Origin of the sequence: Flavobacterium sp. AJR, from assembly GCF_002156885.1 — a bacterium.
GTDB lineage: Bacteria > Bacteroidota > Bacteroidia > Flavobacteriales > Flavobacteriaceae > Flavobacterium.
The window spans coordinates 20,984-41,956 of sequence record NZ_NCWQ01000028.1 but is presented as its reverse complement, the minus strand read 5'-3'; the positions used below and the strand labels follow the sequence as shown (position 1 = coordinate 41,956).

17 protein-coding genes are annotated in these 20,973 nt (G+C 32.3%); 7 read left to right on the top strand and 10 right to left on the bottom strand.

Annotated elements, in window-relative coordinates; all coding sequences use genetic code 11:
• Positions 1–296 precede the first annotated feature (296 nt).
• Positions 297–740 carry a thiol-disulfide oxidoreductase DCC family protein gene (locus B8T70_RS09090; protein WP_086894663.1) on the bottom strand — a complete coding sequence of 148 codons (444 nt, stop codon included), beginning with the start codon at positions 738–740 and terminating at the stop codon, positions 297–299.
• Between the two features lie 512 nt (positions 741–1,252).
• A complete protein-coding gene (locus tag B8T70_RS09085) occupies positions 1,253–3,418 on the bottom strand; it encodes a DNA mismatch repair protein MutS (protein ID WP_086894662.1) in 2,166 nt (721 codons plus the stop codon).
• Between the two features lie 110 nt (positions 3,419–3,528).
• Between B8T70_RS09085 and B8T70_RS09080 the strand changes: the two genes are divergently transcribed.
• The gene (locus tag B8T70_RS09080) at positions 3,529–4,200 is read left to right on the top strand and encodes a uracil-DNA glycosylase (protein WP_039119189.1); all 672 of its coding nucleotides are present in this window, start codon (positions 3,529–3,531) and stop codon (positions 4,198–4,200) included.
• Positions 4,201–4,360: 160 nt separating this feature from the next.
• On the opposite strand, the gene B8T70_RS09075 is transcribed toward B8T70_RS09080, so the two are convergent.
• The 8 genes from B8T70_RS09075 to B8T70_RS09040 form a co-directional block, all read right to left on the bottom strand.
• Positions 4,361–4,744 carry a DUF4258 domain-containing protein gene (locus B8T70_RS09075; protein WP_039119188.1) on the bottom strand — a complete coding sequence of 128 codons (384 nt, stop codon included), beginning with the start codon at positions 4,742–4,744 and terminating at the stop codon, positions 4,361–4,363.
• A gap of 36 nt (positions 4,745–4,780) precedes the next feature.
• On the bottom strand, positions 4,781–5,980 hold the full coding sequence (locus B8T70_RS09070; RefSeq protein WP_086894661.1) for an alanine dehydrogenase: 1,200 nt from the start codon (positions 5,978–5,980) through the stop codon (positions 4,781–4,783).
• 113 nt (positions 5,981–6,093) lie between these two features.
• Entirely contained in the window at positions 6,094–6,501 is a 408-nt protein-coding gene (gene tsaE, locus B8T70_RS09065) for a tRNA (adenosine(37)-N6)-threonylcarbamoyltransferase complex ATPase subunit type 1 TsaE (RefSeq protein WP_039111992.1), read from the bottom strand.
• 71 nt (positions 6,502–6,572) lie between these two features.
• A complete protein-coding gene (locus tag B8T70_RS09060) occupies positions 6,573–8,126 on the bottom strand; it encodes a bifunctional response regulator/alkaline phosphatase family protein (protein WP_039111993.1) in 1,554 nt (517 codons plus the stop codon).
• A 173-nt stretch (positions 8,127–8,299) separates the two neighbouring features.
• The gene (locus tag B8T70_RS09055) at positions 8,300–9,703 is read right to left on the bottom strand and encodes an efflux transporter outer membrane subunit (protein WP_086894660.1); all 1,404 of its coding nucleotides are present in this window, start codon (positions 9,701–9,703) and stop codon (positions 8,300–8,302) included.
• A complete protein-coding gene (locus B8T70_RS09050; protein ID WP_039111995.1) occupies positions 9,693–12,863 on the bottom strand; it encodes an efflux RND transporter permease subunit in 3,171 nt (1,056 codons plus the stop codon). The genes B8T70_RS09055 and B8T70_RS09050 overlap by 11 nt, the downstream gene beginning before the upstream one ends.
• Before the next feature lie 8 nt (positions 12,864–12,871).
• Entirely contained in the window at positions 12,872–13,993 is a 1,122-nt protein-coding gene (locus tag B8T70_RS09045; RefSeq protein WP_039111996.1) for an efflux RND transporter periplasmic adaptor subunit, read from the bottom strand.
• 16 nt (positions 13,994–14,009) lie between these two features.
• Positions 14,010–14,507, bottom strand: coding sequence for a GbsR/MarR family transcriptional regulator (locus B8T70_RS09040; RefSeq protein ID WP_039111997.1), 498 nt, complete (start codon positions 14,505–14,507; stop codon positions 14,010–14,012).
• 237 nt (positions 14,508–14,744) lie between these two features.
• On the opposite strand from B8T70_RS09040, the gene B8T70_RS09035 reads away from it, so the two are divergent.
• The 6 genes from B8T70_RS09035 to B8T70_RS09010 all read left to right on the top strand — a co-directional run bounded on the left by B8T70_RS09035 (position 14,745) and on the right by B8T70_RS09010 (position 20,973).
• Positions 14,745–15,974 (top strand): HD domain-containing protein, encoded by a 1,230-nt coding sequence (locus tag B8T70_RS09035; RefSeq protein WP_039111998.1) that lies wholly within the window; start codon positions 14,745–14,747, stop codon positions 15,972–15,974.
• A 40-nt stretch (positions 15,975–16,014) separates the two neighbouring features.
• Entirely contained in the window at positions 16,015–17,058 is a 1,044-nt protein-coding gene (gene lpxD, locus B8T70_RS09030; RefSeq protein WP_039111999.1) for a UDP-3-O-(3-hydroxymyristoyl)glucosamine N-acyltransferase, read from the top strand.
• Positions 17,051–18,439 carry a bifunctional UDP-3-O-[3-hydroxymyristoyl] N-acetylglucosamine deacetylase/3-hydroxyacyl-ACP dehydratase gene (locus tag B8T70_RS09025; RefSeq protein WP_039112154.1) on the top strand — a complete coding sequence of 463 codons (1,389 nt, stop codon included), beginning with the start codon at positions 17,051–17,053 and terminating at the stop codon, positions 18,437–18,439. Before lpxD ends, B8T70_RS09025 begins: the two co-directional genes overlap by 8 nt.
• Before the next feature lie 72 nt (positions 18,440–18,511).
• The gene (gene lpxA / locus B8T70_RS09020; RefSeq protein ID WP_035624097.1) at positions 18,512–19,297 is read left to right on the top strand and encodes an acyl-ACP--UDP-N-acetylglucosamine O-acyltransferase; all 786 of its coding nucleotides are present in this window, start codon (positions 18,512–18,514) and stop codon (positions 19,295–19,297) included.
• A 94-nt stretch (positions 19,298–19,391) separates the two neighbouring features.
• A complete protein-coding gene (efp, locus tag B8T70_RS09015) occupies positions 19,392–19,958 on the top strand; it encodes an elongation factor P (RefSeq protein ID WP_039112000.1) in 567 nt (188 codons plus the stop codon).
• 85 nt (positions 19,959–20,043) lie between these two features.
• Entirely contained in the window at positions 20,044–20,973 is a 930-nt protein-coding gene (locus tag B8T70_RS09010; RefSeq protein ID WP_086894658.1) for a UDP-3-O-(3-hydroxymyristoyl)glucosamine N-acyltransferase, read from the top strand.

The window sequence follows — 20,973 nt, the reverse complement described above, 5'->3', positions numbered from 1 at the left end:
TATCTTTTTATTTTTAAAGAAAAAATAAAAAGGATGCCGCGACCATCAGGGCTAGAGATTTAGTTTTCAGTTTCAAGTTTCAGTCACAATTCTCAGATTATAATTTCTCCTTCATTCAAAATGGCAAAATTGTATCGAATCTAATTTTAGCGCAAAATAAAATCTCCCAAATCTGCTAAATTTGCGTGAGTTAAAAAAATGAATTTTCAGAATTTCTCCTTGATTTGAAAAAGACAAGATTAGATTAAACTAAAATTTGCTCAAATCCGCTAAATCTGCGTAAAAAAAAATAGGTCTTACAAAAACTTAGCTTTTAATTCAGGAGTAGGAATCATGCAGCTTTCTTTTTTCCCGTACCACTTATATCTGTTCTTAGCGATATAATTATATAGTGGGTCTCTCAAAAAAACAGGAATTATTTTAAAAACAGAAAACCAACTCCATAAAACTCCAAGATTTTCGGCTATGGCAATCGCTGCTCCCGATTTGTAATAATAAGCAACTCTAGGTTCGTAAAATATAATACTATCAACTTTGGTAATATCAACTCCTATATGTTTACAAATTTCTTTTCCTATTTCAGACTGCAAAGCGGCAAAACGAAAAACATCTTTCTTATCATGCTTAATAATAAACTGCACCGCCGAATCGCATAAATTACAAACTCCATCAAAGAGAATTATTTTTTTGTTCTCAGCAGATTTTGCGAAAAACGAAGTAATGTCATCTTGTGGATTCATTTTTTTTTGGTTAAAATTTTAAAAAGCTTTGTCAAAGTAAAAAATTAATGATGAAAGGAACTTTGTATTTACACAAAATAACCCCAAACTTGTCCTTTCGACGAAGGAGAAATCTTCGCTAGAAGCTCGACAAAGATTGAACTTTCGTTACGGAGTTACTTGTGAAGATTTCTCCTTCGTCGAAATGACAAAAATGCGCAGACCAACATTAAACTTTAGCTTTTATCAAAGTTCCTTACATCTTTAGTTCAAAACTTTGACAAAGCTACTTTATGTAGTTTATTTCGTTAAAAATATTCCTTTTTATTACTATTGGTTTATTCTATCGATGTTGATTATTGCATAAATTTATTAAATTAAAAACAGCTTTCATAAATAACTTTTAAGTGGTCTTTTAAAATCTTCCAACTCATTAAGTGTCTTCCTGAAGATGATTGTTTAAATCGCTTTATTTTGGTTTTTGATAAAATTTTAGCTTTTTAGTACTGAAAACCGCGACAGAAAACTAAAAACTATTTTTTAGCTTCTTCTACAAATTCCAATTCATCCAAATTTACTTTCGAAGTAAAAATGCCATAATTTACTGTAGCTTTATTTTTTTCGATAGAGTCAATACTTCCTACAGACCTTCCGTCAATCATACGCACTCGATCACCAACTTTTAAAGTTACTTTAGGTTTTTCGACAACAGCTTTTAATTTCTTTTCTTTTTTCTCTTTTCGAATTTCTTCAACCTGAACAGTTACTTCGGCAATAACTTCTTTTTTCTTTTCAACTATTGCTTTTGCTTCTTTCGGAGTTGCTTTTTTGCGTTTGGAATTTTCAATTTCAATAATCTTCAAAAATTCTCCTATCAGTTCTTTTTTATTTTTATTATTGAAATACTTCTCAGAGATATCTTCAATTTTTTGTCCAATATAAATCGTCTTCTGGTTACTATCATATAATTCCTGATAGCTTTCTAGTTTTTGTTTTATCTTGACATTTATATTTTCCATTTTGTTACTTTCGGCACGCGCTCTAGTTTCTTCTTCTTTTAAGTTCAAAGAAGTTTTTTCTAGCTTCGAGCGTTCTTTCTGAAGTGTTGCAATGGTTTTATCAAAACGAACTTTTCCAATTTCGATTTTCTTTTTCGCACGATTAATCAAACCATACGGAATTCCATTTTTCAAAGCAACTTCAAATGTAAACGAACTTCCGGCTTGACCAAGAACTAATTTGTACATTGGCTCTAATGATTGTTCATCAAAAAGCATATTGGCATTTGTTGCAAAAGGCAATTCGTTTGCCAAAATCTTAAGATTAGAATAATGCGTCGTTATAATTCCGAAAGCTTCACGATGGTAAAATTCTTCTAAGAAAATTTCAGCCAAAGCTCCACCTAATTCAGGATCAGAACCAGTTCCAAATTCATCAATCAAAAACATGGTTTTCTTGTTACATTTCTTCAAGAAATAATTCATGTTTTTTAATCTATAACTATATGTACTTAAATGATTTTCAATAGATTGATTATCACCAATATCAGTTAAGATTCTATCAAACAAGAAAGTTTCACTACGCTCGTGCACAGGAATCAACATTCCTGATTGTAGCATTAATTGTAGTAATCCTACGGTTTTCAGCGAGATTGTTTTACCTCCGGCATTTGGTCCAGAGATTACAATAATTCTGTTATCTTGTTTTAATTCAATAGTTTGCGGATGCGTAATTTCATTCTTCTGTTTGTTATTCAAATACAAAATAGGATGAAAAGCATCTCTAAAATACAAACGACGTTCCTCTGTAATTGTTGGTAAAATACCATTTATCTTATTGGCATATTTTGCTTTGGCAGCAACAACATCTATATCACTTAAAAAAGCTTGATAATCAACAAGCAAAGACAAATACGGACGAATAGCATTTGATAATTGTTTTAAAATGCGAGTAATTTCTTCTTTTTCCTCATATTCTAAATTGCTAAGTTCTCTAGAGTATTTAAGAGTAGTTTCTGGTTCTATATAAGCAATACTTCCGGTTTTAGAACTTCCTAAAATAGAACCTTTTACCTTACGACGATACATTGCCAAAACTGCAAGAACACGACGGTTTTGCACAAAACTTTCTTTAATATCGTCCAGATAACCTAAACTATTGTATTGTGTTAAAGCTACACCAAAACTTTGGTTTACTTTACCACGAACCAAATTCATATCACGTCGAATGTTAGCTAATTCTGGAGAAGCATTATCTTTAATTTCTCCATATTTATCTACAACAACATCTATTTGCGAAATAATTTCTTTTGTAAATTCTACTTGCGAAGCTCTCGCATTTAAATTTGGATAATAATCATCAAATTTTTTAAAGTAGTTCAATAAGAAATTAACTGTAGATGATAAGGTTGCAATTTTTCTAAAACTGCCAACTTCCAGAAAACTATCTTCGATTGCCAGAAATTTAATTTCGTAAGTAATCGCATCAAAACCATGATTTGGAATTGCATTGTTATTTTGGAAAGACGAAATATACTCCGATGTTTGCATCAATGCTTGCATCAAAGTTTCTTTATCTCTAAAAGGTCTTATTTCTAAAGCTTTTTGTTTGCCTATATCGGTATTACAAATGTCCGAAATAGTTTCGAGCACTGTAGGGAATTGTAAATCTTGTAATGTTTTATCAGTAATAGATATCATATTATATCGTAAGTTGTAAAGCTTCAAAGTTACAAAGTTTTGAAACTAAATAGTAGTATTAATTGGTTCTTTGCAAAAAACTTTGCGTAATTTGTAGTAAAATTTATTAAATGAAAATTAACCTCAATCCAGATTGGCAAGCAGTATTATCAGATGAAATAGGAAAACCTTATTTTAATGATTTGTTATTATCTCTTGAAGATGAGTATAAAAACCAAGTTTGTTATCCTCCAACTGATTTAATTTTTTCGGCATTCAATCATTGTTCATTTCAAGATGTAAAAGTAGTTATCATTGGGCAAGATCCCTATCATGGAGTAGGAGAAGCTAATGGTTTAAGTTTTTCGGTAAATGATAATGTAAAAATTCCTCCTTCTCTCCGTAATATTTTCAGAGAATTAAATGCCGATTTCGATTCGGTTTTTATGCCGACTTCGGGTAATTTAGAATCTTGGGCAAAACAAGGCGTTTTACTTTTAAATGCTTCATTAACTGTTCGAAAAGATACACCTAATAGTCATAAACATTTAAAATGGAATTTATTTACCGATGCAGTAATCAAGACAATATCTGATCAAAAAGAAGATGTTGTATTTTTATTGTGGGGTGCTTTTGCTCAAAAGAAAGGTCTTAAAATAGACCGCACCAAACATTTGATTCTAGAATCTGGTCATCCATCGCCTATGAGTGCCAATCAAGGAAAATGGTTTGGAAACAAGCATTTTACTAAAACAAATGATTTTTTAAAATCGAAGAAAATCGAAGAAATTAAATGGCTTTAATTTGACACCACTTCAACATAAAAAAAAAGTAAACACGAATTTCTCTAATTAATGGCCATTAATTTTAATGATTAACTTAGCTGTGACTCGAGACTGGAAGTCGAACAGACGAAGTAAATTCGTGTTCAGTTTTTTTTAAATATCTGTATATACGATAGCTCTAATTTGCTGGTTTCTTTTCTATAGATTCTAAAACAGCTTTCCCTGGATAATTAATTACTTTAAGTATTACTTCTTGATTTTTCAAGGTTTTACCTTCTATAACGTATAATTTACCTTTTTTATATTCTACATTACTTTTATCAAAATCAACATCACCAAATTGTAATGTGTTTTTTATATCCAAAGTGTCAATCCATTTTTCTGTCAAAATTTTAGAAGCTTCTTCAGAATAATGAAATGGTTTGTTTCTTAAATCATTTAAAACTCTTGCATTAGGAAAATAATTACAACGTGTATCTTTTCCACTAAATACAAGGGCTACAAAGAAACATCCCATAACTAATCCAACTAAATAATATGCAAAACGATGTACAAACTTCATGAATTCTATTTTTGGCAAAGGTACGCTAAAGTTGCCTTAAAATACAAGTAAATTAATGTCATTATCAGGTAAATCAAACCATTCGCCTATAGCTTTATTGGTAAGGATTCCGTGATACATATAAATTCCGTTTTTTAATCCTTTATTGCATCTTATAGCGCTTTCAAGTCCGCCATCTTCAGCAATTTGCAATAAATAAGGAGTAATTATGTTACTTATTGAAAGTGAGGCAGTTTTAGAATATCGAGATGGGATATTTGGAACGCAATAATGCAAAACATTACTTTTAATAAAAGTTGGTTTTTCATGTGTAGTTACTTCCGAGGTTTCAAAACAACCACCTGTATCAATACTTACATCTACAATTACAGCACCTTTTTTCATGTGCTCTACCATAGTTTCAGTTACTATAATCGGACAACGTTCTTTACCTCGCATAGCACCAATAGCCACATCACAACGTCTTAACGCTTTTAATAACGCTTTTGGTTGTATTGTCGAAGTAAATACACGCTGATTAAGATTGTTTTGTAAGCGACGTAATTTAGTAATCGAATTATCAAAAACTTTTACAGTTGCTCCTAGACCAATTGCTGTTTTAGCAGCAAATTCACCAACAGTTCCTGCGCCTAAAATTACAACATCGGTAGGAGGGACTCCTGTAATATTACCAAATAGTAATCCTTTTCCAAACTCATTTGTAATCATTAATTCGGCAGCAATAAGTATTGATGCTGTTCCTGCAATTTCGCTTAATGATTTTACAGCTGGATAAGTTCCGTCTTCATCTTTTATATACTCAAATGCTAATGCGGTAATTCTTTTTTGAGCCAAAGCTTCAAAATAGGTCTTTTTCCTAGTTTTTAGTTGAATCGCAGATATTAAAATTGTTTCTGGATTCATCATTTTAATCTCTGCAACTGTTGGTGGTTCAACTTTTAACAACATAGGGCAACCAAAAACTCGTTTGGTATCCTTTGTAACTTCTGCACCAGCATCACTATATTCTTTGTCGGTATAACTAGAACTTTCTCCTGCGCCAGATTCTATCATAACCCTGTGTCCTTGGTAGGTGAGAGAGTTTACGGCATCTGGTGTTAAGCAAATACGACGCTCCTGATAACTTGTTTCCTTAGGAATTCCAATGAAAAGTTCTCTTTTGTATCTGCCAATTTCAAGTTTTTCTTCTTGAGGCAACAAATCTTGTTTCGTAAATGGAGTTATCGTTATTGACATTGTTTATGCAGAATTAAGAGTACAAATTACGTAAAATCTTTTTAATAAAACAGTATTCTCTAGGCTAATACACATTCTTCAATGAAGTATAATTTTTGTATTAGCCTAAGGAATTAAACTAGTTTTAATAAACGTTTTCCGTCTGGTAACAATTCGATTGTAACAACCGAATGTTGTTCTGGGATTAAATTTGGAATTTTTTCTGACCATTCAATAAAACACCAATTTCCAGAATATAAATAATCATCAACTCCCATGTCCAGAGCTTCGGTTTCATGATTTAATCTATAAAAATCAAAGTGATACACAGTTTGATTATCATTTGTCTGATATTCATTAACCAAAGAAAAAGTTGGGCTACTTGTGGCATCTTCAATTCCTAAACTTTTACACAATTGCTTAATAAGTGTAGTTTTTCCCGCACCCATTTCTCCATTAAAAAGGAGAATTTTATTAGGGTTTTGTGCTAAGATTTGCTTTGCAACTTCCTGAATTTGGTCTAACGAAAAAGTAACTTCCATTTTTTATTTATATTTTTTTTAAGCTAATTTTTTTTACTTCCGCTGTAAACTGAAACTAAATTTTTCTTCTTTTACTTTGGATTAAATATCAAGAACGGGATTATCATTTCTTCTAATGAAATTCCTCCGTGCTGATAGGTGTTTTTATAATAACTCACATAATGATTGTAATTATTTACGTAAGCCAAAAACAAATCATTTTTTGCAAAAATAAACGAACTGCTCATATTTATTGCAGGTAAACCTATTTTTTTAGGTTCTTTTACAACATACACATCCTTATGCTCATAGGTTAAACTTCGCCCTGTTTTGTATCGTAAATTTAAGCTTGTGTTTTTATCTCCTACAACTTTCGATGGATTTTTTACATTGATTGTTCCGTGATCTGTAGTTAGAATTAATTTAAATCCTAAGTTCTGAGCTTGCTGTATAATCTCTAACAAAGGAGAATTTTTGAACCAGCTTAATGTCAGCGATCGGTAAGCTTTATCATCCGAAGCTAATTCTTTTACAACATCTAGCTCTGTTTTTGCATGCGATAGCATATCTACAAAGTTGTAAACGACTGTTACAAGATCATTATTCTTAAGTGCTTTAAAATTTTCAGCTAGTTTTTTTCCGCTTGCAAGGTTGGTGATTTTAAAATAGTCTTCTTTTATATTTAATCCCAATCGTTTTAATTGTGCACTTAAAAACTCTGCTTCGTATAAATTTTTCCCTCCGTCTTCAACGTCATTTTTCCAATATTCAGGAAATTGTTTTTCCATTTCTATTGGTAATAAACCTGAAAATATTGCATTTCGGGCATATTGTGTTGCCGTAGGAAGTATCGAGAAATATGGAACTTCTTTTTCTAGTTTATAATAATTCCCTACTACGGTTTCAAATGATTTCCATTGGTCGTAACGTAAATTATCAATTACAACAAACAAAATTGGTTTGTCTTTCTTTTTAATTTCCGGAACTACTAATTCTTTAAATAAAGTATGTGACTGAATTGGTTTATCTGCTTTTGGTGCAAACCAATCTTCATAATTACGCTCTATGTATTTCCCAAATTGAGAATTTGCTTCAACTTTTTGAGATTCCAAAATTTGAATCATTCCCTGGTCATTGATATTCTCCAATTCTAGTTCCCAAAAAACTAATTTTTTGTACAATTCAATCCAATCTTCATAAGAATTAACCATTGCCATTTCCATCGCAATTTTCCTGAATTCTTTTTGATAATCTAGTGTTGTTTTTTCAGAAATTAATCTTGAGTGATCGAGATTTTTCTTTAAGCTCAACAAGATTTGATTAGGGTTTACAGGTTTTATCAAATAGTCGGCTATTTTAGATCCAATAGCTTCTTCCATGATATATTCCTCTTCACTTTTGGTAATCATAATCATCGGAATAGTAGATTTTTTCTCTTTCATTTCCGAAAGCGTTTCTAATCCGCTCATTCCAGGCATATTTTCGTCAAGAAAAACAATATCAAAATTTTCATCTTCAAAAATCGCAATTGCATCAAGTCCATTATTACATGTCGTTACTGCATAGTTTTTTTTCTCCAAAAATAATATGTGTGGCTTTAATAAGTCGATTTCATCATCAACCCAAAGTATTTTTATCTTATCCATAATTATATAGCTTGTTCAAAATTGTTAAATCTAAGTGGCAATTTACTTCTTTTTAAAACGGCTATTTATTAATATTATGATAATTTTACTATGAAAAAAATAAAAACCACTGAATATAAAAAATATCCAGTGGTTTAAATATGAAAATTAATAAGTAACCTAATTATGAAATCTTATTGCCATCCACCTCCAAGGGCTCTGTATAATTGAATAATGGCATTATATTGTGAAAATTTGTTTTCGATTAAAGTTAATTCTGCATTTAAGGCATCGTCTTTTGCAGTAAGAACTTCTAAATAATTCACTAAACCATATTTTAATAATTCATCTGAATATCCTGTAGCAACTTTTAATGCTTCTACTTGTTTCTCGCGAATTGCAATTTTTTTGGTTTCATTGTTATATTGTGCTAAGGCATCAGAAACTTCTTTTCCTGCAGTAAGCAATGATTGCTCAAATTGTAGGTATGCTTTTTCCTGATTTGCTTTAGCTATTTCAAAATTTGTTTTAATCTGACGTTGATTAAAAATTGGCTGTGTTAATCCTGTTACAACATTTGCGAAAAATGAATTTGCACTAAACCATTCTTTTAAATCAATACTTTGAAGTCCGCCAGTTGCTGTAATTTTAAGTGTTGGATAAAAATTACTTCTTGCAACATTGGTTCTTTCAAAATTTGAAATCAAATTATATTCTGCAGCAATTACATCTGGTCTGTTTCTTAATAAAGTTGCAGGTACACCAAGCGTAATTTCTGGTTGCATTTTCTGCACTTCAAAACTACTTCTCTCTACTTTAGTAGAAGATTCTCCTAAAAGAATGCTCATTTTGTTTTCATAAAGAATCGTGCTTACTTTTAAATCAGCAATGATAATTTCTGTAGCATATTTTTGAGCTTCTGTTTGCTTAACTCCAACTTCGGTAACGTTTCCTGCATCTTTTAAAGCAATAATCGTTTCTACACTTTCTGTTCTGTTAATCAAAGTCTCTTCAGATAATTTGATTTGCTCATCTATTGCAATCAATTGATAGTAAGTAGAAGCAATATCTGCAATTAATTGAGTTTTTACAGCTTGATTTGCAGCAGTAGTTTGTAAATAAACAGCATTTGTTGCACGTTTATTACTTCTAATTTTACCCCAAATATCAGCTTCCCAACCTAGAGTTCCAGCAAGCTGGTATTGATCGGTACTGCGATTTTGAAGTAAAGCTCCAAACTGGCTGTTTTTTGATAACTGTTGGTGTGTCCAATCTGCACCAACAGAAAGAGTAGGGAAGTACCCTGATTTTCCTTGTTTCATTGATGCTTCGGCAGCAGCAATGTTTTGCATTGCAATTCGGATATCCAAGTTGTTTTCTAATCCTTTTTTGATGTAACCTTGCAAAATTGGATCTGTGAAAACTTTGTCCCAAGAAAGATTTGCCATCGAAGTACTGTCTTTAGAAACCACTTCGGTTCTATATAAGTTTTCGGTTTTAATATCCTTTGGTCTTTCGTATTCTTTTGCAACGAAGCAGGATTGCATAACAGTTGCCGTGATGACAACTGTTACTATTTTATTTATATTATTTTTCATTTTCTTCGTCTAAAAGTATAACATCTGATTCTTTCTCTGTAAATGGTTTTCCAGAGATTCTTTCTTGTAAGCTTTGGAAAATAATAAACAAGATTGGAATTACAAATACTCCAAAAATTGTTCCTATCAACATTCCACCTACAGCTCCCATACCGATTGAACGGTTACCTACAGCACCAACTCCTGAAGCTAAAGCCAATGGCATTAAACCAAAGATAAAAGCAAGAGAGGTCATTAAAATAGGACGTAAACGTGCTTTTGCACCTTCTATCGCAGCTTGTGTCAAGTCCATTCCGTGTCGTCGCCTTTGTATGGCAAACTCGACAATCAGAATGGCATTCTTCGCTAGTAGTCCTATAAGCATTATCAGGGCTACCTGGAAATAAATGTTGTTTTCTAATCCTGCGAGTTTCACAAATCCAATTGCTCCGGCAATACCTACAGGTAATGAAAGTAATACTGATAACGGAACTAAATAACTTTCGTATTGTGCACTTAATAAGAAATATACAAATATTAAACTCAATAAGAATACACCAGCTGCTTGACTTCCGGCAAGGATTTCCTCACGTGTCATACCAGAGAATTCATAGCTATAAGTTTTTGGCAAATGCTGAGCTGCTACTTCCTGAATTGCTTTAATAGCATCTCCAGAACTATAACCAGGTTTTGCTTTACCATTAACGTTCACGGCTTTTAGCATGTTGAAACGTGCAACTGCTTCTGGTCCATAAATTCTTTTGAAATCAACAAACTGGCTTATGGCTACTTGCTGTCCTGCAGCATTTTTAACATAAATCGTATTGATTGATTCAAGAGTTGCTCTGTCTGATGGTTTTGCCTGAATCATTACACGGTATTGTTTACCAAATTTATTAAAATCGGTAGTGTACAATCCTCCGTAGTATCCTTGCATTGTATTAAAAATATCAGAAACAGAAACACCTGCATTTTTAGCTCTTTCTACGTTAATATCCATTTGATATTGTGGGAAAGTAGGATTGAAGTTGGTAATTGCGTACTGAATTTCTGGTCTCTTCATTAATTCAGCCAAGAATTCATTACTTACTTTACTTACTGTTGTCCAATCATCATCTCCTTTATCCTGGATTTTTAATTCGAAACCATCCGCAGAACCAAAACCTTGTACACTTGGAGGTGTAAAGAATAATGCTTTGGCATCTTTAAAATGTGCTGTTCTACCAAATAATTCACCTACAACTGCATCTACAGATTGATTGGCTTCTTTACGGTATTTCCAGTCTTTTAATTTAATTACTGTAAATGCATAAGATCCTCCATTTACACTATTTAATAAACTAAAACCAACAACACTCATTCTTGATTCTACAATATCCATTGAGGCCAAAATAGAGTCTAATTCATTAACGGCTAATTGTGTTTTCTCCAAAGTTGTTCCTGGAGGAAGCGTTAAATCTGCCATGATGATTCCTCTATCCTCATTAGGAATAAATCCTGATGGTGTAGTTTGGAATAAGAATATAGTGATTGCCGTGAATACTAATAATCCTGAAATTGCAACCCATTTTTTTCTTGCTAAGAATCCAAGAGACTTAACATATTTATTGTTCATTCTATCAAAACTAGTATTGAAAGCAATGAAGAATCTATCTTTGAAATTCTTATCGTGATGATCTGAAGCTTCATGAGGTTTTAAGAACAAAGCACATAATGCCGGACTTAAAGTCAATGCATTAATTGCCGAAATTAAAATCGCAATTGCCAATGTAATTGCAAACTGTTGGTAGAATACTCCCGATGGTCCACTTAAGAATGACACAGGAATAAATACCGCAGACATTACTAATGTGATAGAAATAATCGCTCCTGTAATCTCGCTCATGGCAGAAATTGTAGCTTCTTTTCCTGATTTTGCTCCTTCATCCAGCTTGGCGTGGACTGCCTCGACGACGACAATTGCATCATCGACCACAATACCAATAGCCAGAATCATTGCAAACAATGTTAACATATTGATAGAGAAACCAAATACTTGTAGGAAGAAAAACGTACCAATAATTGCAACAGGAACTGCTATTGCAGGAATTAATGTAGAACGGAAATCTTGCAAGAACAAGAACACAACAATAAATACTAATATAAAAGCTTCAATTAATGTTGAAATTACTTTTTCTATCGAAGCATCTAGGAAGGTTTTAGTATTATAAGGAATTACATAATCTACTCCTTTTGGGAAATCAGGTTTTGCATCGTCTAAAATGTTTACTACTTCGGTTATAATGTCTTGTGCATTTGAACCAGAAGTTTGAAATACCCCAACGGCAACCCCTTGTTTACCCATTGCAATATTTTTGGTTCCATAATTAAAACCACCTAATTCTACCGTTGCAACATCTTTTAAGTGAACAAAGTTTCCGTTACCAGTAGCTTTGATAACAATATCTTCATAATCTTTAATTTCTGAAAGACGTCCTTTATATTTAATTACGTATTCGTAAATACCATCGGCATTTTCTCCAAATTTACCAGGAGCTGCCTCAACGTTTTGCTCTTGCAAAGCTGCCTGAATATCTTTTGGCGCTACATTATAAGCAGCCATTTTTTCTGGATTAATCCAGATTCTCATCGAGTAATCCTTAGCTCCAAAAACGTTTACTTGTCCTACACCTTTAACACGTTGCAATTTTGGTACAAGGTTAATTTTGGCATAATTCTGAATATATGTCTCGTCAAAATCGTCGTTGTTCGAATACAAAGCAAAGAACATCAAAGCACTCGTTTGACTTTTTAGGGTAGTAACCCCTGTTTGTACAACTGCTTGTGGCAATTTACTAGTTGCACGAGAAACTCTGTTCTGAACGTTTACTGCAGCAATATCTGGATCAACTCCAAGTTCAAAATAAACAGATATTTTTGCAGAACCATCATTTGCAGCAGAAGAAGTCATGTATGTCATTCCTTCCACACCATTAATTTCTTCTTCTAGAGGAATAACGACACTATTTAATACTGTTTCAGCATTTGCTCCAGTATATGTTGCACTTACCTGAACGGTTGGTGGTGCAATTTCGGGGTATTGTTCTACCGGTAATGACATCAATCCTAAAATACCAAGTATGGTAATTAAGATGGATATTACCGTCGAGAGAACAGGTCTTTCTATAAACGTTTTTAACATCTTGTATATTATTTTTTAGCTGTAGTATTTGTTGTTTCTGTAGCTTTATTAGCTGCATCTTTGGCTTGTTGTGGCGTGATTTCCATGTCATCTTTTAATTTTGACGCTCCTTCTACAACAACAACATCGCCTGCTTTAAGACCTTCTGTTACAATGAAATCTAAATCTGAAGTACCATTTGTTACTACAATTGTAGATTTTACCTTGTTTCCTTTTTCAACAACATAAATCATTTGTTTCCCTTGCACTTCAAAAACTGCATTTTGAGGAACTAGGATTACATTTTTTTGCTCAATAGGTAAACGGATAATTCCTGTACTACCACTTCTTAAAATACCTTGTGGGTTATTAAAATCTGCTCTAAATTGTGTGTTTCCTGTTGCTGCATTAACTAAACCATTCATTGTAGCGATTTTCCCTTTTTGGTCGTACTCTGTATTATCAACCAATAATAATGAAACTGGTGGTGCAGATTTTAATTTTTCGGCAGTAGTTGCTCCTTTAAATGTTTTATTAAAGAATAATAACTGTTTTTCATTCATAGAGAAATAAGCACGAACAATTTTTGTATCAGATACTGTTGTTAAAGGCACTTCGCTAGTTGCACTAACTAAGCTTCCTTCTCTAAAAGGTAAACCACCAATTACTCCACTTACCGGAGAAATGATTGTTCCGTATCCAATATTGGCAGCAATACTTCCATAAGCACTTTTGGCTTGAGCCAACTTAGCTTTGGCAGTTTCTAATTGAACGATACTAATGATTTTTCTATCAACTAGCGGTTTCAATCTGTCAACTTCTACTTGTGCTGCTTGAACAGAAGCTTTTGCTGCAGATGCATCTTGATTTAATGTTTGTGTTTCAAGTTTAAAAAGCAATTGTCCTTTTTTTACAACCTGACCTTCATCAACATAAATCTTTTGGATATATCCATTTACTTTCGGACGAATTTCAACATTTTGCTGACCTTCAAGATTTGCGCTATACTCTTGATATACTACTGCATCTTGTATTGAAATTGTTTTAACTGGGAACGGAGCTGGGCCTTGCGGCGGGGCTTGTTCTTCCTTTTTTTTACATGACGCAAAAACTAGCATGATAGCTATTAGGGAGAATGAAATATTCTTCATTTGTATTAAATTTGATTTATGATTTATTATTAACTTTTTCGATTTCTATAATCTCAGTAATTGTTTCTATAACTAATTCTTCGACTTTTAGGATGTGGCTTTTATATGCTTTTGCATGTTCCATATTCATTCTTTCTTCAGGGGTATTCATTGTTTTCTCTCTGTAAAAAATCATTTTGTCAATTATTTTATTCTCAAACTCAAGAATTTTTAAATAATTAGTAAATCGTTCACTAAACGGTGGCGGTCTGAAATATTTTTTTCGATCACCATGTAAAGTATAATAATCTATCTTTCCTATTTTTAAAAGAAAATTCAAATTTGTAGATACAGAACTTTTACTAGCACCCATTTTTTCTACTATTTGCTCAAAAGTCAGCCCATCTTTAAAAGCTTCAACGATTAATAGTCCAAGAATTCTTGAGCAAAGCGGGGGCAAGTTATATACTGATTCAAAATGAATACCGAATAACTCTATAAGCTCCTCTCTTTCCTTTTGTATGTTAGTATCCATGATTTTTTGGGCAAAGATAAAATTGGTTCGTAATTTACCGAACTAAACGAACTTAAATTTGTGTTAATTGTTTGTTACCAATAAAAAAGCGTAATATTGCCTTTTCGATGCACTAATTTAGATAATTATGATAACATTACATCATAAAAACTTAATTTGTTTGCTTTTTTGCCCAAAATGTAAAACAAAATAAGTAGTAATTTAGTTATATTTGTTGACCTAAAAAATAACCAAATAGTGAACGTTATAAATAAGCTGAAAATTTTCAATGATCCCATATATGGTTTCATTTCCATTCCAAATGCTTTTATATATGATTTAATAGAGCATCCTTATTTTCAGCGTTTACGCCGAATCTCTCAAATGGGACTGTCTTATTTGGTTTATCCTGGAGCTAATCATACTCGGTTTCATCATGCCTTAGGTTGTATGCATTTAATGCAAAAAGCAATCGAAACTTTACGCTTTAAAGATGTTACAATTTCCGTCGAAGAAGAAAACGCATTATATATAGCGATTATACTACATGATATAGGTCATGGACCTTTTTCGCATGCAATGGAGAGAAGTATTGTTGAAGATGTAAATCATGAAGCAATCTCGTTATTGTTTATGAATCAATTAAATATTGAGTTTAACGGAAAGCTAAGTTTAGCAATTCAGATATTTAAAGGAGACTATCACAGAAAGTTTATGTTGCAATTGATTTCGAGCCAATTAGATATGGATCGTATGGATTATCTTAAACGTGATAGTTTTTATACTGGTGTAGCCGAAGGAAATGTCAATTCTGAGCGTTTAATCCAAATGATGAATGTTGTAGATGATGTTTTGGTTATTGAAGAAAAAGGTATTTACTCTGTCGAAAAGTTTTTGCTCTCTCGCAGATTAATGTATTGGCAAGCTTATTTGCATAAAACGAGCTTGGTTGCAGAACTTATTTTGACGAAAGTCTTAAAAAGAGCCAAAGAATTAACTCTAAAAGGAATTCATTTGCCTTGCAGTGAACCTTTGATGTTTTTTATGCAAAACAAAATTACCTTGGAAACTTTTACTCCAGAAACATTGGATTTATTCTCTCAACTGGACGATTTTGATATAATAGGCGCTTTAAAAGCATGGCAAAAACATGATGATTTTATACTTTCTACTTTAAGTAAAATGATAATAAACAGGGATTTATTAAAAATTAAACTAAGTAGCGAAAAGATTTCATTAGAAGAATTGCAAAGCCTGAAAGAAAAATTTGCATCTCAGAATAATATCTCTGCAATTGATGCAAGTTACTTTATATATAGAGGGAAAATAAAAAATCAAGCATACAGTAAAGAAGCCGAACCTATACGAATATTAAAAAAAGATAAGACAATTGAGGATGTTGTAGAAGCCTCAGACCAGCTGAATTTGAAATCGTTATCTAAATTGGTAACAAAGTATTACCTCTGTTTTCCAAAACAACTGATCTAAAATTAACATTTAAAACCTATTTTTTTATATTTTTGTCGCAATGAAATTTACAGCAGAACAAATAGCAGAAATTTTAGGAGGAGAGGTAGTTGGGAATCCCAATGCAGAAGTTTCTCGCTTATCTAAAATAGAAGAAGGTACAGAAGGATCTCTTACTTTCTTGGCTAACCCTAAATATATCAATCATATATATTCGACAAAAGCATCAGTAACAATTGTTAATGATACTTTTGTACCCGAAACAGAAATTAGCACAACATTAATTAAAGTTGACGATGCTTATGCGTCATTTTCTAAATTATTAGAGTTTTATAATCAAGTAAAATTGAATAAAAACGGAATTGAACCACAATCTTTCTTGTCTGAAAGTGCAAAATATGGCGAAAACCTATACTTAGGTAGCTTTAGTTATGTGGGACAAAACGTAGTTTTAGGAAACGATGTCAAAATTTATCCAAATTCTTTTATTGGAGATAATGTTGTTATTGGCAATAATGTACATATTTTTGCAGGCGCTAAAATTTATTCCGAAACAATCATAGGAAATAATTGCACAATTCATTCAGGAACAATTATTGGAGCCGACGGTTTTGGTTTTGTACCAAATGAAGAAGGTATATATAGTAAAGTACCACAAATTGGGAATGTAATTATCGAAGATAATGTTGATATTGGTGCAAATACAACTATAGACAGAGCAACTTTAGGATCTACAATTATCCGAAAAGGAGTGAAGTTAGACAATCAGATCCAGATTGCCCATAATGTAGAGATTGGTGAAAACACTGTTATCGCAGCCCAATCTGGCGTTGCTGGCTCTACAAAAATCGGTAAAAATGCAATGATTGGCGGTCAGGTAGGTATTGCAGGACATTTAACTATTGGAAACAATGTTAGATTGCAAGCACAATCTGGAGTTGCCAGAAATATTAAAGATGACGAAATTTTGCAAGGAACACCTTCACTTGGATATACTGATTTTAATAAATCATATGTTCATTTTAAGAATTTGCCTAAAATCGTTGCTGAATTAGAAGAATTAAAAAAACAAATATTAAACCAAAAAAATGGAAATAATGGTTAAACAGAAGACCATCAAGAAGGAAATTTCACTAACAGGAGTTGGACTACACACTGGGAAAGAAGTAACAATGACTTTTAAACCTGCTCCAATAAATAATGGATTTACTTTTGTGAGAGTTGATTTACAAGGACATCCTATTATTGAGGCAGATGCTAATTATGTAGTAAATACACAAAGAGGTACTAACCTTGAGAAATTAGGTGTTAAAATTCAAACGCCAGAGCACGTTTTAGCTGCATTGGTTGGATGTGATCTTGACAATGTTATAATCGAGTTAAATGCATCAGAGCTTCCTATTATGGATGGTTCATCAAAATATTTTGTTGAAGCAATCGAAAATGCAGAAATAGAAGAGCAAGAAGCACAACGTAATATATATGTTGTAAAAGAAGTTATTTCTTTTACAGACGAAGCTACAGGAAGTGAAATTCTTGTTATGCCAAGTGATGATTACCAAGTAACTACTATGGTCGATTTTGGTACTAAAGTTTTAGGTACTCAAAATGCTACTATGAAAAGTATTGCCGACTTTAAAGCTGAAATTTCTAATTCAAGAACATTTAGTTTTTTACATGAACTAGAATCTCTTTTAGAGCACGGATTAATTAAAGGTGGTGATTTAAACAACGCTATTGTATATGTAGATAAAGAAATATCTGACGCTACAATGGAAAATTTAAAGAAAGCTTTTGGTAAAGACAAGATATCTGTTAAACCAAATGGTATTTTAGATAATCTAACTTTGCATTATCCTAATGAAGCTGCAAGACACAAATTACTTGATGTTATTGGAGATTTAGCTTTAACAGGAATAAGAATTCAAGGAAAAATTATTGCTAATAAACCAGGGCATTTTGTAAATACTCAGTTTGCTAAAAAATTAGCTAAGATTATAAAAATTGAACAAAGAAATCATGTTCCGGTTTATGATTTAAATCAAGAACCATTGATGGATATTAATAAAATTATGGCAGTTTTACCTCATAGACCTCCATTTTTATTAATTGATAGAATTATAGAGATGTCTGATAGCCATGTTGTTGGGATGAAGAATGTTACTATGAACGAAAATTTCTTCGTAGGGCATTTTCCAGAAGCACCAGTTATGCCAGGTGTTTTAATCGTAGAAGCTATGGCACAAACAGGAGGAATCTTAGTATTAAGTACTGTTCCTGATCCAGAGAATTACTTGACTTATTTTATGAAAATAGACAATGTTAAGTTCAAACACAAGGTATTACCTGGAGATACGTTAATATTTAAATGTGAATTAATTTCTCCTATCAGAAGAGGAATTTGTCACATGCAAGCAAATGCCTACGCAAATGGTAAATTAGTTACCGAAGCAGAATTGATGGCGCAAATTGCAAGAAAACAATAAAGAAAATAGTTAATTATTTAGATTTATTGTTTCAAAAAAAGACAATTTTAATTTAAAATATAAAAAATACAGATGAATCAACCTTTAGCTTATGTTCATCCTGGCGCCAAAATCGCTAAAAATGTTGTAATTGAGCCTTTTACAACAATTCACAATAATGTAGTTATTGGTGATGGTACTTGGATTGGTTCAAATGTAACCATAATGGAAGGCGCGCGAATAGGGAAAAATTGTAATATTTTTCCAGGAGCGGTAATTTCTGCCGTACCGCAAGATTTAAAGTTTGGAGGAGAAGATTCTTTGGCTATAATAGGGGATAATTGTACAATTAGAGAGTGTGTTACGATTAATCGTGGTACAGTTGCATCAGGACAAACAATCCTTGGTAATAATTGCTTAATTATGGCTTATGCACATATTGCTCACGATTGCGAAATTGGGAACAATGCAATTATTGTAAATGGTGTTGCTTTGGCAGGACACGTAGTTGTAGGAAACCATGCCGTGATTGGTGGTTTAGCTGCAATTCACCAATTTATTCATATTGGGGATCACGCAATGATATCTGGAGGTTCTTTGGTAAGAAAAGATGTTCCTCCTTATACAAAAGCGGCAAAAGAGCCTTTATCATATGTAGGAATCAATTCTGTAGGTTTAAGAAGAAGAGGATTTAGCACAGATAAAATTAGAGAAATTCAAGAAATTTATAGAATTTTATACCAAAAAAATTACAACACAACCCAAGCACTTAGCATAATCGAAGGTGAAATGGAGGCAACTCCAGAAAGAGATGAAATTTTAGATTTTATCAGAAACTCATCACGTGGTATTATGAAAGGATACTCAGGAAATTATTAAATAAAAGTTTAATCGTTTATTTGTTTATTCGTTACATCGAAAACAGATAAACGATTTAACGATTAAACAAAATATTAAATAAAACAAGAACAAAATGGCATCAACATCAGATATTAGAAACGGATTATGTATCAAATTCAATCACGATATTTATAAAATCGTAGAATTTCTTCACGTAAAACCAGGAAAAGGTCCAGCTTTCGTAAGAACGAAATTAAGAAGTTTAACTACAGGAAGAGTATTAGATAATACATTTTCTGCAGGACACAAAATTGAAGATGTACGTGTAGAGACACATAATTACCAGTTTTTATATGCTGAAGGAGATGAATTTCATTTTATGAATACTGAATCTTTTGAGCAAATTTCTTTGAATAAAAACATCCTGGATGCACCTGGATTATTAAAAGAAGGAACAAGTGTAATGGTTCAGGTAAATACTGAAACTGATTTACCTTTATCTGTAGATATGCCATCTTCTGTAATCTTAGAAGTTACTTATGCTGAGCCAGGAGTAAAAGGAAATACAGCAACAAATGCTACTAAATCTGCAACTGTTGAAACTGGGGCTACAGTAAACGTGCCTTTGTTTATTAATGAAGGTGATAAAATTAAAATTGATACTGCTTCTGGTTCTTACATGGAGCGTGTAAAAGAGTAGTTTTTATTAGTTTTTAGTCCCAGTTAACATCAATATCGATTGTAAACTGGGACTAAAAACTGAGACTAAAAACTAATTATAAATTATGAAATTTCAAAAAGTTCACTCTTTACAAGAAATTGCAAATTTGCTTAATTGCGAATTTGTTGGTGATAAAAACTTCCAAGTCCTAGGTATGAATGAAATTCATGTTGTCGAGCCTGGAGACATTGTTTTTGTAGACCATCCAAAATATTACGACAAAGCCTTAAATTCGGCAGCAACAATTGTATTAATCAATAAAGTTGTTGATTGTCCCGAAGGTAAAGCACTACTAATTTCTGATGATCCGTTCAGAGATTTTAATACCCTAACTAAACATTTTAGACCTTTTCAGGCAACAAATGTATCTATCGCTCTTTCTGCAACTATTGGAGAAGGAACCGTTATTCAGCCTAATTGTTTTATTGGAAACAATGTTACAATCGGTAAAAACTGTTTAATACATCCTAATGTTACTATTTACGATCATACCGTAATTGGTGACAATGTCATGATTCATGCAGGAACAATATTAGGTGCAGATGCTTTTTATTATAAAAAACGCCCAGATGGTTTCGACCAGTTAATTTCTGGCGGAAGAGTAGTAATAAAAGACAATGTTAGCATTGGTGCATTATGTACTATTGATAAAGGAGTTACTGGTGATACAACTATCGGAGAAGGTACTAAACTAGATAATCAGGTTCATGTTGGGCACGATACCGTTATTGGTAAAAAATGCTTAATTGCTTCACAAACTGGTATTGCTGGTTGTGTAATTATCGAAGACGAAGTAACAATTTGGGGACAAGTTGGTACAACAAGTGGTATTACGATAGGAGAGAAAGCTGTAATAATGGGACAAACAGGAGTTACTAAATCTGTAGAAGGAGGGAAGTCTTATTTTGGTACACCAATAGAAGAATCTAGAGAAAAGCTAAAACAATTAGCTAATATCAAGAAAATTCCAGAAATTCTTAATAAATTAAAATAA